Genomic DNA, 15,648 nt, shown 5'->3' with positions numbered 1-15,648 from the left:
TATGAGCCAAAGAAGTAATTTATTTGCACTTATTATTTTAGTAAGTATGCTTTTACCCGGATGTAAAGGGGAGATTACTTCATCGTATATACAGCCCAATACATCTCAAGAATCTTCTTCCCAAAAACAGGAGCAAATAGAAAATCCTTATATGTAATAATTGATGAAAAAGAATTTGAAAATAGATTTTGTAGCTCTTATAGCAGCAATATTTGCTGGTTAAATGAAAATGAATTATTGATACAGGGCGTGGCGTACAAAAATAATAATTTTGAGTCTGTTTTGTCAATTACCAATATAGATGCGTGGCAACCTAATGTAATTCTTGAAGAAAACGAAAACAACGTTGGTTATTTGTCCGATATTATAAAATTCCAAAATAATATTTATGCTACAAAAATTAATGGAGATTATATTGTTTTAAATAAAGATTACAGTATAGCACAAAAACATTATTTTGATGTTCAAGATAGCCTTGCCGCTATTTTCAATCCTATAAACAATACCCTTTATTATTACGAAGATGGCGGTATGTATGCCAAAGACCTATCAGGAAAAAGACTGGTTTATTCGCTTCCTTCTCAATGGCAAGAAGGAGGATATATCAGAGCGGTTACTCTTTCAGCTTCCTATGAAAAAGTAGCTTTTTCCGTAATATTAGAGCCTGCTTATAGTGTGTTAACCGTCGTCTTAGATACTAAAACAGATAAGTATAACGAAATTGACATCAAAATGAATATGCCTTCTTATTTTTGGATAGGTGAAGAATTGTTTGCCATAGAAAATGTTGATGCTGAGCAGTCTTATTGTAATGTATATTATGGCGAAAACTTATCGCAGGTAAAAACTATTGACCGTAATTTTCTTGCCCAAAAATTGGGTTTGTCGCTGCTGTCAGAGGAAGACGGTGACTGGGGTTATATAGAATACAATACTACACAGAAAAATTTGGGGGGAAATGCGTTCGGTATACCGTTGGTAGCGGATTATAACGTCAAAGCTGATAAACGCGTATCCGCTTTACTCCTATTGCGGAAGAAAAACAACGAGGTGACAATATCTTTGCTGGAACGCGGCGATGAGATGTATGCAGAATTCATCGTATCACCAGAAGGTAAGAAAATATTATTTAGAAAATGGGGTAATAAAAATAAGGACAGCGCTTATTATATTCTCCCCATAAACTAACTCTTGCCGATGTGCGCAAATATCAAATAGAACTACCGTATATCGCTATTTTTTATTGACTCTGAAGAAGAACTACTCTGTCTTATTATAAATTCACTGAGTTATAAGTAGGCTATTATATTGCTATTTTCATTCATCTTCAACAAAGGCGTAAAAGTCATTTTCCAAATTGATTCTTACGCCTTTGTTGTAAAAGACAACTGGAATAATTCGGGAGAATCTAATGTCGTACCGTTATCAAAAGTCAGGAAGTGCTTTAAGCTGAAGTCTATGCCGACAGCATGACCTGCTCGTGCAATAGGTGGCTCATTTCCTGCTTTGTGACAACGAAAATGTAGTATTCTCCTAAACGATTGCGCTTGACAGCTGTGTTGTGCTCGGGCAAAGGTTTTTTGCAAAAAGGCAAAGTAATTTGTAAGCCCTCATAACTAAAATGAGCCCCTTGGAGAAGTTTTAAGTGACTTTTCCAAGGGGCTTTTTTGTGAAAATGTGATGTATCTAATTTTCAAGTTGACCAGAGTGTCTGGCGGCCATTTAGTGTTTTCTGTTATCACTCATGCACTTGCAGCACAATAGCAAAACATGTAAAATGAGAACTAGAAGAGTGATTAGTCTGTGAATAACTTTAGGTCGATGATTGGAGGAATCAGAAATGGCAAAACCAACCGAGTATACATTGAGCTGGATAGTGACAGAGGATATGACCGCAAAACGTATTGGCGGCGCTGGTGCTCAAATTTTTTCGACGCCCAACATGGTTGCCTTGATGGAGGGTGCGGCATTGGAGTTGGCAAAATCTTATCTGGACGAGGGGATGAATACCGTAGGCGCGGAAATACACTGCCGCCATTTGGCCCCGACGCCGGTGGGGATGAAAATCAGCGCTACCGCCCATCTGCGCAGTATAGAAGGCCGGAAAATGTGGTTTGACGTACAGGTGAATGATGAAAAGGGTAAGTGCGGGGAAGGCTCGCATTTGCGTGTCATAATTTCTAACGACCGCCTGGGACAAAAAGCCCAAACAAAAAAAGAAGACGCCTGATTTAATCGCTTCATGATCAAAAAGTGAAAACTGTTTCCCGCGGTATTTGTCGAGGATAAACGTAAATAGCCCGTCGGCGACTTCTGGTCATCGGCGGGTTACTTTTTTGGGTTTGCGATCTTTAAGTTAGCAATCGCAAAACAGGTTTTTAGACCAATATGTTAAATATATACACTTTGATATTTTTCTTTCTAAAGCTTCTACACTTTGTCCATCCATTGAATATGCAAAAAAATGTAGAATAACAACGTAGATAATATGAATATTACGACATAATATTCAATCAAAATTAAGTCTACCGAGTTTAATAATCTCTTTGAGATACCCCAGCAGCCTATGTCTACGGATAAAAATATATATTATAGATTTTTATCAAAAAGGGAAAGAAGGTTCGTGATATGCGGGTCATTAAACATCCTATTTTGGAGGAACTGACCGATCTTAGAATGGTCACATTATATTATAACGGAGAACCGATCGAGGCGGTGGAAGGGGAGCCTGTCGCCGCAGCGCTGATCAATGCGGGTATTAAGGTTTTCCGCACCACTGCCAAGCGGCATGAACCGCGCAGCGTATTTTGCGCCATTGGACGCTGCACCGACTGTATGATGATTGTGGATGGCGTCCCCAACACCCGCACCTGCGTAACCCCGGTGCGAGACGGCATGCATGTCGAACGGCAGGAAGGTCTTGCGCCGCTACGCACCAAGGAGGTGTCCAAATGAAAACACTTGAAACCGAAGTTGCTGTAATTGGCGCAGGTTCCGCTGGCCTAAGCGCGGCCTATCAGGCACGCTCGGCCGGCGCGGACGTCTTGGTGATTGACGAAAACCAATTCCCCGGTGGGCAGCTTTTTAAGCAGATACATAAGTTTTTCGGTTCCAGCGCCCATCAGGCCGGTGTGCGTGGCTATGAAATAGGGCAAAAGCTCTTAAAGCGCACCTACGACTGCGGCGCGAAAGTCATGATGGACAGCCTTGTCTTTGGCATACAGCCCGACAAAAGTATGGGCATTGTCAGTGGTGGTGTCAGCTACCTTCTAAAGCCTAAAAAAGTTATTATCGCCACCGGCGCAAAGGAAAATTATATGCCGTTCCCCGGTAGCACACTACCCGGTGTAATGGGTGCAGGCGCGGCACAAACGATGATCAATGTCAATCGTGTACTGCCTGGAAAACGCATTGCGATGATGGGCTCCGGTAATGTTGGGCTAATCGTTTCCTATCAACTCATGCAGGCGGGGGCCGAGGTGGTTGCCATCGTTGAGGGTGCGCCAAAAATAGGTGGTTATGGCGTTCACGCAGGCAAGGTTCGCCGTGCTGGGGTACCAATTTATCTTGGGCACACCGTCAAAAAGGCTTACGGTGTCAACAGCGTAGAACGTGTGGAAATCGCCGCAGTCAATGAAAAATTTCAGCCGATTCCCGGAACCGAACAGATGCTCGATGCGGATACCGTCTGTCTTGCGGTTGGCCTCAACCCGATGACCGAGTTGGTCTGGATGGCAGGCTGTCAGTTCGATTTTATCCCCGCATTTGGCGGTCATGTGCCGCTGCATGACAGCAATATGGAAACGACCATTGAGGGTATCTATGTGGCGGGTGATGTTACCGGCGTTGAAGAAGCTTCTTCCGCAATGGAGGAGGGGAATCTGGCCGGCGTGGCTGCTGCCGAGGCGTTGGGATATCTCTCCAAACAGGAAGCAGCGGCTAAAAAGGCCGAGATACAGCTACGGCTGGATACGTTGCGCTGTGGTCCGTTTGGCGAGCGCCGAAAGCTCTGCAAAGATCAGCAGATCGCTGATATGGAAGCGCTGCAACAGGGCAAATTTTGCGGGAGGAGCATCGAGATATGAATACCGGAATTGTATATACAGGTATCCCATCGGCCGAGGAGCTGGCAGGCTGCCCGGGTGTTCCGACCGAGGTACGCATGAAAAAAGGCCGCGTGGCGGTTATAGAATGTGTCCAGCAGATACCCTGCAACCCCTGTGAAGGTGCATGCCCATTTGGGGCCATCACCATCGGTGAACAGATTACCAATCTACCCTGCATTGATGTTGATAAATGCACCGGCTGTGGGCTGTGCATTGTGCGTTGCCCGGGGCTTGCTATTACAGTTGTGGACAAAGTGCTCAATGAATTAGAGGCGTCGGTTGATTTTCCGTTTGAATATATCCCGCTTCCGGCCGAGGGCGATATTGTGGAGGCGGTAGGCCGCGACGGCCAGCCGGTCTGCAAGGGTCGCATCCTCAAAGTCAAAAAGCTACCGTCTTACGGCGGCACAACGGTTATCAGCATGGCTATTCCGGCCGAATATGCCGACACGGTGCGCAGCATGAAGCGTCTGCCTACAGAGAGGACTGATAAAAGGGGGGACAAATAATGGATATAGATAATGAAATATTAATTTGCCGTTGCCAAGAGGTAACGCGCAAAATGATTTTAGACGCCATCGCCGACGGTGCTACCACCGTGGATGGCATTAAGCGTCGTACCCGCGCTGGTATGGGTCTGTGCCAGGGCAAATCTTGCGAACGGTTAATTCAGGGTATTTTGGCCGGGGCCACCGGACAGGACAGGGCGGAAATCACACCTCAAAAAAGCCGTATGCCGGTGCGTCCGGTCAAAATCGGCATTATGGGAGGGGCCGATGATGAGTAAATATGATGTGATTGTCATCGGCGGCGGTGTCATCGGCTGTTCGGTGGCTTATTATTTAAGTAAACGCAGTCAAAGGGTGCTTTTAATTGAAAAAAAAGACCACGCACAGGGCTCGGCGGGCGCGACCGACGGCGTGGTGAGTTACCACACTAAAAAACCGGGCAAGCAGATGGAGTTGGCTGTGCAATCTATGAAGCTGTTTAAGACGTTGTCGGACGATTTGCAGGAAGACATTGAATATGAAGAAAGCTGTGGCGGCTTTCAGGCTGCCGAAGATAAAGAACAGTGGGATATGCTTTGCAGCATTGCCGAAAAGCAGCGTGAAAGCGGCGTTGATGTCAGAATGCTGAAAATTGATGAAGCCCGCGAAATTGAACCGATGCTTGCTCCGGATTTATATGGCATACTTTATGCCTCCTCGGGCGCCAAGGTCGAGCCAATTCGTCTGACAATGGCATTTTCGCACGGAGCAAAGCGGCTAGGCACGACGGTGTTAACCCACACGGCTGTGACTGGTATTACCAAAAGTAGCGCGGGGGCGGTTATCGGCGTTACGGTTGAAGATGGCACGCACTATGAGTCGGATAAGGTGGTCATCGCCTGTGGTTCCTGGTCGGCTGAGGTTGGCAAGATGGCGGATATCGACTTGCCCATCAAACCCAGAAAGGGTCAGTTGATCATCACCGAGCCCATCGGGCATTTTATGAAATGCACGATGCAGTGTGCGCTTTATAATGTCATTAAATATATGCCTGAAAAAATTACCGACCCCCAAATTCTTAAACTGGGCGCCTCTCTGAGCGTGCACCAGACACATGATGGTGGGCTTTTAATAGGTGGTACACGCGAGTGGGCGGATTTTGACCGCACGAACACCTTTGAGGCAATTGAGGCTATCATGCGCCGCGCGGTTCGCTTTTTTCCAGCGATCAAGGATGTGAGCATCATCCGCACCTTTGCGGGCCTGCGGCCCTATAGCCCAGATGGTCTGGCGCTGATTGGCCAGACTAAAAAGGTTCCGGGGCTTTATATTGCCGCAGGGCACGAGGGCGACGGCATTGCGCTGGCCCCGATCACCGGCAAACTGATTTCAGAGGAGATTGTGGACGGTCGGGCATCCTATCCCATTGACACATTCAGTCCGGATCGCTTTTGCTAAAGTTTTTATTGGCCCATTAAATAGGTTATATCTTTGCTCGGTGTGTGCATGAAAAAAGGAGAGCAGCTGCTCTCCTTTTTTGTATCTGTTTTAGTGGTCAGGTGTTGTCCCTGTGCATTTTGCGGCGAACAAGCAGCCTGAGTAGCTTCTGCCCATCAAAGGGAATCAGGGGCGTTAAATAGCTTTGCCCAGTGATGGTAGGGGTGGTGGCAACCAGCACCAGTATTAGCACGATACCCCCGATATAGCCCCAAAGGTTAAACAGCGCTGTAACCACCAGCAGCATCATGCGGCAGAGCTTGACGGCGTAGCCCAATTCAAAGCTGGGGGAAGCGAAGTTCGCCACCGCAACAAACGCCATATACAGCAGCACCTCGGGCACAAACCAGCGCGCCTTTACGGCAAAATCGCCCAGAATCAATGCCGATACGACCGAAAAGGAGCTGCCTAACGCCGCAGGGGTATTTAGCGACGCCTGTTTTAGACAGTCGATGATCAGCTCAACAACCATGAGTTGAAAAAATATTGGAACTTTATTCATTTCCAGAACGCTGATGAAATCAATGGAATTGGGAATCCAATCTGGGTTTTTGATAAAGAGAAACCATGTCGGAATCAGCAGCATGGTCAGCGTGTGGATGATATAGCGCACAATGCGCAGATAGGTTCCAACCAGCGGGGGAAAGTAATAGTCGTTTGTATCTTGAAAGAAATCAAAAAAAGCAGTTGGCAACAGAATAACCGAAGGGGAACCGTCTACAATCAGCAGAATGCCACCTTCTGTTACGGTGGCGGCGGCGGTGTCGGGACGCTCGGTGTAGCGCACCTTTGGAAAAGGGTTGTACCACCGTCGAGGCAGTAGCGCTTCGGTCAGACTTTCCTGCGCCATAGCCAGTGTCTTGACCTTGAGCGAGTCGAGCTTTTTGGCAAGGTTGTCAATCGTTTTCTGGTCGGCCCGACCGTCGAGGTAACATAGAATCACGTCGGTTTTAGAAATGCTGCCGATGGTGTGATTTTGCATTGTCAGGTGCGGGTCGCGGATGTGGCGCCTAATGAGGGCGGTATTTAAAAGAAGCGTCTCGCAAAAACTATCGCGCGCACCATGCATAACGCGGTCGCTGTCCGGCTCTTGCAGAGAGCGGGTCGGGGCGGTGCGTACGCCAACCAGAATTGTTTCGGGAATGCCCTCTACCACAAGAGCCACTTGCCCTGCAAGAACCTGTGTTACAATCTTTTCTACATCGCTGCTACTTTCAACTTCGGTATAGGGAATATAGGCGTTGATAAAGCTCTTGGTATCGGTGCATTTATTTAGCTCAGACGGATTTATTAGGATAAGGGTGTTTAATATGCGCTCCATGATCTCATCTTTGACAAGCCCTTGGGTAAAATAGATGCGTGCATCCTTCGTGCCAAAAACAAAATCGCGCATGCCTAAATCAAAGCTTGCACTTACCCGCAATTTGGTGTCCAGTGTTTTTATTGTATCTAGATATTGCTTCTTATCCGGTGTCAGTTCTGTTTGCTTTGCCATAAACGCCTCCGAATACAGATGGTTATTTTAAGTTCATGCAGTATTATGCGCGATTTCTGACAAGATATGTTTGACAACCGCATTTGTGTGAACGAGGTTTGTATTGTATTATTTTTTTGATACTGGTAAAATATCACCTATAAGTATTTTAAATGCGGAGGAACGTCATGGCGATTAATAAATATATGCGCGCGGCGTTAAAGACACTTTCTTATACTGAAGTCAGTATGCTTGAAAGCTATGAGATGATGCGTCGTTTAAACGCTCTTAAAAGCTATGGCCGGTCGATAAAAACCTGCTGCCAGTGGGATCATCTGGTACCCAATGGGGATTACGATGTACCGGTTCGTATTTTTTCGCCTGATTCCGGCCCGCTCGATCACCCGGTGTTGCTGTTTTTTCACGGCGGCGGCTGGGTGACCGGCAATATTGACGACTATAACGGGCTATGCGCCAGTTTAGCCAAAGCCACGGGGCAGATTGTTGCCTCGGTGGATTATCGCCTGGCGCCGGAGCATAAATTCCCCGCGGGGTTAAACGATTGCTATGCAGTGGCGCAATCACTCTTTAAAACGCCCAATATTCTGCGTGTAAAGCCTGAACAGATTACGTTGATCGGCGACAGCGCAGGTGGTAACTTAGCCGCTGCCGTCTCGCTGATGGCACGAGATCGGGGCGAGTTTTTACCCCGGCGGCAGATTTTGATTTATCCGGCGACACAATCTGACCACTCTGAACAGTCGCCCTTTAACTCGGTGCGAGAAAACGGCACCGACTATCTATTGACCTCAAAGCGGGTGGCTGAATATATGCAGCTTTATATGTCCACGAACGAAGATTTGAAAAACCCTTATCTGGCGCCTTTACTGGCGCAGGATTTGAGCCGCCAGCCCGATACGCTGGTCATTACCGCAGAGTTTGACCCGCTGCGCGACGAGGGCGAGGCCTATGCCAAGGCACTGGCATTCGCTTCTAACCGCGTGGTGTTGCACCGAATACCCGACGCGTTACATGGCTTTTTTATGCTGCCGCCACGATTTAAGCATGTGCAGCTTTGCATGGACTATATCAAGAATTTTATATCGGATGAGGAGCTGCCGCTTTGTGAATAAACGTTCTACTTCAGGTTGGCGCAAGTTGGACAACGCTGCAAAGATATTTCCAAGTGCCACCTCAAAGGCGGATACCAAGGTGTTTCGGTTTTCGGCCGAATTAACCGAGCCGGTGGATCAATATTATCTTCAAGATGCTTTGGATCGCACGCTTGAGGATTTCCCCAGTTTTCGCTGCGTTTTAAAGCGCGGCCTGTTCTGGTATTATCTCGAGGAAGCCGGTACCAGTTTTCTGGTGCGTGAGGAGGACGTCCCCCCCTGCAGCACCATGTATTATGATTCACGCTCACCGCTGTTCAACGTAACTTTTTATTTGAATCGTATCAATCTCGAGGTCTACCATGTTCTCACCGACGGGGCGGGCGCGCTACAATTTTTAAAGGCGTTGACCTACCACTATCTACTGTTGTCGCATCCCGAACTGGCCGCGTGCTGCTCCGCGCTGGATTTTGATGCCTCTGTGGCACAACGGATGGACGATAGCTTTGCCAAGTACTACACTGGAAAAAAGAACATCACCGCCGCTCTGGCCAAAAGCCGGATACCGGTCTATATCCTGAAAGGACCTAAAACCGCCGAGTGGCGCTTAAAGGTCATTGAAGGGGTTGTCCCGGCCGACCGAGTGGTGGCCTGCGCCAAGAGCATGGGTGTTACAGTGACAGCTTTTCTCACGGCGGTGTTGATCTGCGCCATAAAAGAGGAGATGAGCGAGCGGGATAAAGGAAAAAGCGTGGTGGTATCCATCCCGATCAACCTGCACAAGTATTTTCCGTCCAAGACAGTACGCAATTTTTTCAGCGTTGTGAATATCGGTTATTGTTTTGAAGGTCACTCCGACGCGCTGGAAGATGTGGCTGCTTCGGTTCGCAATAGTCTGGCCGAAACGCTGGGCGGGGAATATCTGCAAAGGCGTTTGGATATGATGGCAGAGCTAGAGCATTGGTTGGTGGCGCGCATCATTCCACTATTTATAAAGAATATTGTGTTAAAACGGTTTTATAAACGCTCCGAAAAGGAATACACTACGACGCTTTCAAATGTCGGAACCGTGGTCATGCCCGAAGAGCTTCGGCCTTTTATCCAACGAATTGATATCTTTAACAGCACCAAAGACATTCAGGTTTGCCTTTGCACCTATGAAAATATGCTGAGCATCAGCTTTACGTCACGTTTTTTGAGCAACGATATCCAACGGCGTTTCTTTCGCACACTGAGCGGCATGAATATTCCCGTGGAAATAGTCGCAAACCGATTTGAGGGAATGGGGGAGAGTGTATGAAAAACTGTGAGCGCTGCCGTGTGAGGGTGGTGGGGGGATTTAATAAGTGCCCACTATGTCAGCACACCCTGACCGATAATGGTCAAAAGCATCCGGATGTTTTCCCGGTGATCGAAACAGTTTCTTATACCCATGGCCTGTTTTTTAAAATATTGATTTTTTGCCTAATCGCTGTTTCAATCATTTCGATTATGCTGGATCTTATGATGCCTGAGCAGAATTTCTGGTCGCTACTCGTTACGGTGGGGGCCGCTTGTGTCTGGCTGAGTGTGGTGACGGCCATTCGGCAACAGGGTGCGTTCCATAAAAAACTCATGGATATGGGGGTTTTGATCAGTCTATTTTCGCTGTTATGGGATTACCTCACCGGTTGGCACCGGTGGTCTATCGACTATGTGATTCCGGTGACCTTTATTTGCTGCATGTTGATTGCGGCGATACTCGGCTGGGTATTAAAGCTGCCACCGGAGCATTTTGCCGTCTATCTGTTGATCTTAAATCTGTGCGGGCTAATTCCGACGATATTTTTACTGGCGGGGTGGAATCGTCACCGGCTACCGTCCTTTATCTGTGTCACCGTCAGTCTTCTGCTGTTTTCTGCGCTGATGGTGTTTCAGTGGCAGATGGTCAAAAACGAGACTCGGCGTCGGCTGCATCTGTAAGCAACTGGTACACCCTATAAAAATAGCGAGGAGGCTCAAAATGAAAAAATCATTTCTCGGTTTTGTTTGCACCGTTGTTTTTGCGGCTATTGTAATTCTGCCCGCATGTGGCAAAGAACAGACTCTGCCCGAACCGGCGGTTGATTTGCCTGTTGCGCTTTCTTCATTTGATGGAGTAAAATTCAATTATGATTTTGAACTTGGCGATTATGAGCATGATTTTGAACTTTCTAAAACACAGCAGGTCGATTTTCAGATGCTGTTGCAAGCTGATAAATGGTTTGATCCCGGTGAGCTTCCGGGGCGGGGCTATACGTCTATTTTGGATGCCGATAACAGCATGGGCTGGAATTTGACGGTGGGTTACTGGGATGAGGAAAATACAATCATTGCATTATCATGCGATAATCAAACCGAGAAAGTCTTCTATTTTGCACCATTTACAGTGCAAGAAAATGCCAAAGAATTTTGTGAAAAACTCAAGTAATCACCGCGCTTACAGGTTTGCCCCTAGATTATTCAATTGTGAGGAGGGCACTTATGGCGATCAGAAACACGGCAAAAGCCATTATATTGCATAACAATAAAATACTCTTAAATAGATGCATCAATTATGGAGGAAAAGTTTATTTTGATTTGCCTGGCGGTGGCCAAAATCAGTTTGAAACAATCGAAGAAGCCGTCGTTAGAGAGGTTTTGGAAGAGACCGGATATCTGGTAAAGATCGGGCGATTTGCGGCCCTTACTGAGGAAATATGCGATAGCGAAGAATTGCGAATGAGATATCTTGATTATACACATAGAATATTACATATATTTCTGGCTGCTTTAGCGGATGAGCAAAAGAGGGAAGTCAAAGAAATGGATTGGCAGCAGCAAAACAGTCTGTGGGTTCCTTTAGAAGAAGTGGATGGCCTGAATTTTCGTCCTGTCAATTTAACCGGTAAAATAACGTCCTTGATTTCTGGCAAGCATACGCAGTATTTAGGGTGTACCCATTTTGTTAATCTGTAGCATTTTGGCACCTAAGCCAATAAAAAATCGTTGCGCGCCGGGTTACAGGAGCTGAAAGCAACAAACAAAATAAGAACTTTGACTGGTGTTGTACACGGCATGCGAAGAGTTGTAACTATTTGAACTAAGATGAGACATGGAAAGGGCGTATAGATCAGTCTTTTCATTTTTTACACGTTATTAAAAATATTTTGCAAGTGGTGTTTGATAATATGCCGCTTGCTTTTTTACTTTTAAAGTAACTTACAAAAATACCAACGGGCATTTGGAGTCGGTGGAATATGGTATGCCGACAGAGACACTCGATGATATGGCCAAAAGCACTCTCAGAACAGACCATATTTTAACGGTCACTGCAGCGACTGGTTTTATAAACCTAATATGATGGCGACAATTCCGATATAGATTGCCATGTTTCTTTTAAAAATACCCATCATTATGGTGGAGGCGATGCTTTTGCAGAATAATAAGAAATTGTTCCGTATCCGTTTATCGCAGCTGGTGCCCAGCGATAATGAAATTGAGGCCGGTTGTTATATGAAAGGATTTTTAAATTATGTTTTATTATCACACAATATTGATAAAGGAACCATTTTTAAAGACGAACAATTGTTCACTTTTGGGGTTTATTCCCGATTTGCTTTGTGGTATAATAGCTGCAAAGTCGCTATCGTCATGATGCCTAACGATTCGCCGTTTGACGCGGCAGGACCATTATAAATTGCATATCTGTGCTTGTGGTTATTAACCACAAAGCGGCTATAAAAAGAAAGCTTAGAGGAATAGAGCAATGACAGAGCAACGAAAATTTGAACTGGTGTCTCCTTTTAAGCCTACGGGTGACCAGCCCCAGGCGATTGCGCAGCTTGTCGACGGCCTTAATGCTGGTAGGCGGGAGCAGACCCTACTTGGCGTTACAGGCTCGGGCAAGACTTTTACCGTTGCCAATGTCATTGCGCAGGTGAATAAACCCACGCTCATACTGGCGCACAATAAAACGCTGGCAGCGCAGCTCTGTTCGGAGTTTCGCGAATTTTTTCCAAATAACGCTGTCGAATATTTTGTCAGCTATTATGATTACTACCAGCCGGAGGCATACATCGCCTCCACCGACACCTATATCGAAAAGGATTCCGCCATCAATGACGAGATTGAACGGCTGCGCCACTCGGCCACCGCATCATTGGGAGAGCGCAACGACGTGATCATTGTGGCATCAATCTCCTGCATTTATACCCTCGGCGACCCGATAGACTACCACAACATGGTCATTTCACTTCGCAAGGGTATGGTGAAGGACCGCGACGCGCTTTTAGCCAAACTGGTCGAATTGCAATATGAGCGCAATGATGTCAATTTTGTGCGCAATAAATTCCGTGTGCGGGGCGATTCGGTCGAGGTGTTTCCGTCTTATTACACCGACACCGCTGTTAGAGTTGAGTTTTTTGGTGACGAAATTGACCGCATCAGCGAGATTAACGTCGTGACCGGCGAGATAAAAAACTTTATAAATCACGTCGCTATTTACCCTGCGTCGCACTATATTGTCCCGCGAGACAAGATGATGGTGGCGCTTGATGAAATACGCCACGAATGCGACGAACGTGTCCGCTTTTTTCAGCAGAATAATAAATTGATAGAGGCGCAGCGAATCTCCGAACGCACAAATTACGATCTTGAAATGCTCAGTGAGATCGGCTTTTGCAAGGGTATTGAGAACTATTCTCGCGTGATTGCGGGGCGTGAGCCGGGCAGTAAACCATTTACGTTATTTGATTATTTCCCAGACGACTTTCTGTTCATCATCGACGAATCGCACGTTACGTTACCACAAGCCAGGGGTATGTTGGCCGGTGACCGCGCCCGTAAAGGTAACCTAATCGATTTTGGCTTCCGCCTGCCGTCGGCGCTGGATAACCGCCCGCTTTCGTTTGAAGAGATGTATGAAAACATCAATCAGGTTATTTTCGTCAGCGCAACGCCTGGCGCATTTGAAATGGAGAAGAGCGGCGCGCCAGTGGAGCAGCTTATCCGCCCAACCGGCCTGCTCGATCCTCTGATCGACGTACGTCCGGTCGAGGGGCAGATCGACGACCTGCTTTCAGAGATTAACATCCGCGCTGAAAAGAAGGAGCGCGTGCTGGTGACGACGCTCACCAAAAAAATGGCCGAGGATCTCACCGCGTATCTGGAAAACGCCGGGGTAAAGATCCGCTATATGCACCACGACATTGATACGATGGAGCGCATGGAGATCATCCGAGATCTGCGCTCGGGCGAATTTGACGTGTTGGTGGGCATCAACCTTTTGCGCGAGGGACTGGATATTCCCGAGGTGTCGCTTGTGGCGATTCTGGATGCCGATAAGGAGGGCTTCTTGCGTTCTGAGACATCACTGATCCAGACCATCGGCCGCGCCGCCCGAAACTCTGAGGGACGAGTTATCATGTATGCCGATTCGGTCACACCATCAATGGAACGCGCCATAACCGAAACGGTACGCCGCCGCAAACTTCAGGAGCAATACAACACCGAGCACAATATCACGCCTGTCACCATCAAGAAGGATATCCGTGATATCCTCGAAATCTCTAGCCGTGAAACGGTGGAAGGGGAGACCAAACCCAGAAAGCGTATGTCCGAAAAGGACAGGCAGGGGCTGATTATCCGCCTGACCAACGAGATGAAAAACGCGGCCAAGCTGTTGGAGTTCGAACACGCGGCCTATCTGCGCGATAAAATCAAGCAGCTGAAGGAGGGTAAAGCGTGAAGGCTTTACAGAGAATAATGGCCTTTCTTTTGCCGATGGCGCTGTTATTCGGTTGTTCTGACAAACAGATATCTGGCATCTCAGAGTCGGAAGCGTCAATGCCTTCTGAGTCGGAAAGTCAGGTTTCGGTTATCATATCGCCGTTCGCCGAATTGAAGGTGCCGCATACCATTACCATTTACCGATATTTTAGCGAGGGGCGGATTTACGAAGCCAAGGAGACAGACTATTCGGATGAAGAAAACCTGGTGGCTGTTATCAGCCATATCACCGAAGAACTTAATGTCGCGGAGCCGCTTCCAATTTTGAGCATAACACAACAAAAAAGCTTTGTTATTGTTGATTTAAATGAAACATTTATCGAACGTTTTAACAAAACAGAGATTGAGATACTGCTGACCACGTTGGTTATGACACTCCGGCAGAATGTTGTGTCGATTTGGGATGTGCAATTCCAGCTCGACGGTGAGATCGGTGCTTTCGGGGAAACCTTCGAGCCTGCGCCGCTGGCGTTTGCTCCGGGCGACCCCGCCGAGTTTGCCGCTATCTGCGCGGGCATACCTTATGAGGGAATTCAGCCTCGGCTACCGTACATTTCAGATACGATGTCTGAATTGATTAAGCCCATTGACGCAACTGCGGAGGAAATAGCCGAATTTTTATCAGTCCTTGGAAAAATCGAAAAAGATGCCACATCCCCCGCTGAACTGGATCCAAGCGACCTTTTCTACAGCTGTATCCAGGCAACAGCCTATTACTGGAGCCGCCCATATGAAGGCCAGCCGGAGCGCTACCGCAAGGAGCTGGCGCGCATTGCCGATTCGGTGACGGCCAAGTCAGGCATGTACGAAGATATGTTTTGGATCGTCGATCATGTCCGGCAGACTGCCAAGCTGTTGTGTGGGGACGATTATGAATTACAGCTGGATGGTGACCACTATTCCAAATGGCGATATTTTGAACTGGAAGGCGTCATCACCCCGCCGCATATGGGCGGCGGTTACGATGTGTTGCCAATCGTGCTCGATTATGAGGAGACGGCGGACGGCTACCGTGTCGAGGCGGCGTATATCTACGCCGGAGAAGGCGGATATTTTTTCTGGGGCCAGGGGGACACTGTCATACCGGAAAACCGACTGGTTGACGAAGCGCCCCGACGGGAAATTATATTAAAACGCGCTGACGATGGTGGTTTCCGGTTTGTCAGCCATCGATTTTTATAACA

At 47.3% G+C, this 15,648-nt stretch carries 17 protein-coding genes; 16 read left to right on the top strand and 1 reads right to left on the bottom strand.

Features of this window, described 5'->3' with window-relative positions:
- Position 1 precedes the first annotated feature (1 nt).
- From RBH76_02575 to RBH76_02540, 8 genes are all read left to right on the top strand, one after another.
- The gene (locus RBH76_02575) at positions 2 to 157 is read left to right on the top strand and encodes a hypothetical protein (GenBank protein WMJ84325.1); all 156 of its coding nucleotides are present in this window, start codon (positions 2 to 4) and stop codon (positions 155 to 157) included.
- A 92-nt stretch (positions 158 to 249) separates the two neighbouring features.
- Positions 250 to 1,188, top strand: coding sequence for a hypothetical protein (locus RBH76_02570; protein ID WMJ84324.1), 939 nt, complete (start codon positions 250 to 252; stop codon positions 1,186 to 1,188).
- A 652-nt stretch (positions 1,189 to 1,840) separates the two neighbouring features.
- Positions 1,841 to 2,230 (top strand): thioesterase family protein, encoded by a 390-nt coding sequence (locus RBH76_02565; GenBank protein ID WMJ84323.1) that lies wholly within the window; start codon positions 1,841 to 1,843, stop codon positions 2,228 to 2,230.
- Positions 2,231 to 2,628: 398 nt separating this feature from the next.
- Entirely contained in the window at positions 2,629 to 2,955 is a 327-nt protein-coding gene (locus tag RBH76_02560) for a (2Fe-2S)-binding protein (protein ID WMJ84322.1), read from the top strand.
- The gene (locus tag RBH76_02555; GenBank protein ID WMJ84321.1) at positions 2,952 to 4,085 is read left to right on the top strand and encodes an NAD(P)/FAD-dependent oxidoreductase; all 1,134 of its coding nucleotides are present in this window, start codon (positions 2,952 to 2,954) and stop codon (positions 4,083 to 4,085) included. Before RBH76_02560 ends, RBH76_02555 begins: the two co-directional genes overlap by 4 nt.
- Entirely contained in the window at positions 4,082 to 4,615 is a 534-nt protein-coding gene (locus RBH76_02550; protein WMJ84320.1) for a 4Fe-4S binding protein, read from the top strand. The genes RBH76_02555 and RBH76_02550 overlap by 4 nt, the downstream gene beginning before the upstream one ends.
- On the top strand, positions 4,615 to 4,893 hold the full coding sequence (locus RBH76_02545; GenBank protein ID WMJ84319.1) for a (2Fe-2S)-binding protein: 279 nt from the start codon (positions 4,615 to 4,617) through the stop codon (positions 4,891 to 4,893). Before RBH76_02550 ends, RBH76_02545 begins: the two co-directional genes overlap by 1 nt.
- The gene (locus tag RBH76_02540) at positions 4,883 to 6,052 is read left to right on the top strand and encodes an FAD-dependent oxidoreductase (GenBank protein ID WMJ84318.1); all 1,170 of its coding nucleotides are present in this window, start codon (positions 4,883 to 4,885) and stop codon (positions 6,050 to 6,052) included. Before RBH76_02545 ends, RBH76_02540 begins: the two co-directional genes overlap by 11 nt.
- 97 nt (positions 6,053 to 6,149) lie before the next feature.
- Here the strand turns inward: RBH76_02540 and RBH76_02535 are convergent, their stop codons facing one another.
- On the bottom strand, positions 6,150 to 7,586 hold the full coding sequence (locus RBH76_02535) for a spore germination protein (protein ID WMJ84317.1): 1,437 nt from the start codon (positions 7,584 to 7,586) through the stop codon (positions 6,150 to 6,152).
- A 167-nt stretch (positions 7,587 to 7,753) separates the two neighbouring features.
- On the opposite strand from RBH76_02535, the gene RBH76_02530 reads away from it, so the two are divergent.
- The 8 genes from RBH76_02530 (at position 7,754) to RBH76_02495 (ending at position 15,646) form a co-directional block, all read left to right on the top strand.
- Positions 7,754 to 8,698 (top strand): alpha/beta hydrolase, encoded by a 945-nt coding sequence (locus RBH76_02530; protein WMJ84316.1) that lies wholly within the window; start codon positions 7,754 to 7,756, stop codon positions 8,696 to 8,698.
- Positions 8,691 to 9,977: a hypothetical protein gene (locus tag RBH76_02525; GenBank protein WMJ84315.1), complete on the top strand. Its 1,287-nt coding sequence runs from the start codon at positions 8,691 to 8,693 to the stop codon at positions 9,975 to 9,977. Before RBH76_02530 ends, RBH76_02525 begins: the two co-directional genes overlap by 8 nt.
- Positions 9,974 to 10,639, top strand: a complete 666-nt coding sequence (locus RBH76_02520) for a DUF6320 domain-containing protein (GenBank protein WMJ84314.1) — start codon at positions 9,974 to 9,976, stop codon at positions 10,637 to 10,639. The genes RBH76_02525 and RBH76_02520 overlap by 4 nt, the downstream gene beginning before the upstream one ends.
- Before the next feature lie 40 nt (positions 10,640 to 10,679).
- Positions 10,680 to 11,126, top strand: a complete 447-nt coding sequence (locus tag RBH76_02515; protein ID WMJ84313.1) for a hypothetical protein — start codon at positions 10,680 to 10,682, stop codon at positions 11,124 to 11,126.
- 53 nt (positions 11,127 to 11,179) lie between these two features.
- Complete coding sequence (locus RBH76_02510) at positions 11,180 to 11,653, top strand: NUDIX domain-containing protein (protein WMJ84312.1); 474 nt, start codon at positions 11,180 to 11,182, stop codon at positions 11,651 to 11,653.
- A 456-nt stretch (positions 11,654 to 12,109) separates the two neighbouring features.
- Positions 12,110 to 12,373: a hypothetical protein gene (locus tag RBH76_02505; protein WMJ84311.1), complete on the top strand. Its 264-nt coding sequence runs from the start codon at positions 12,110 to 12,112 to the stop codon at positions 12,371 to 12,373.
- Between the two features lie 70 nt (positions 12,374 to 12,443).
- Positions 12,444 to 14,423: an excinuclease ABC subunit UvrB gene (gene uvrB / locus RBH76_02500; protein WMJ84310.1), complete on the top strand. Its 1,980-nt coding sequence runs from the start codon at positions 12,444 to 12,446 to the stop codon at positions 14,421 to 14,423.
- Positions 14,420 to 15,646: a hypothetical protein gene (locus tag RBH76_02495; protein ID WMJ84309.1), complete on the top strand. Its 1,227-nt coding sequence runs from the start codon at positions 14,420 to 14,422 to the stop codon at positions 15,644 to 15,646. The genes uvrB and RBH76_02495 overlap by 4 nt, the downstream gene beginning before the upstream one ends.
- Positions 15,647 to 15,648: the final 2 nt, after the last annotated feature.

Source organism: Oscillospiraceae bacterium MB24-C1, assembly GCA_030913685.1.
Classification (GTDB): domain Bacteria; phylum Bacillota; class Clostridia; order Oscillospirales; family Ruminococcaceae; genus Yanshouia.
The sequence above is the reverse complement of the archived record's forward strand: the minus strand, read 5'-3'. Positions and strand labels throughout refer to the sequence as shown.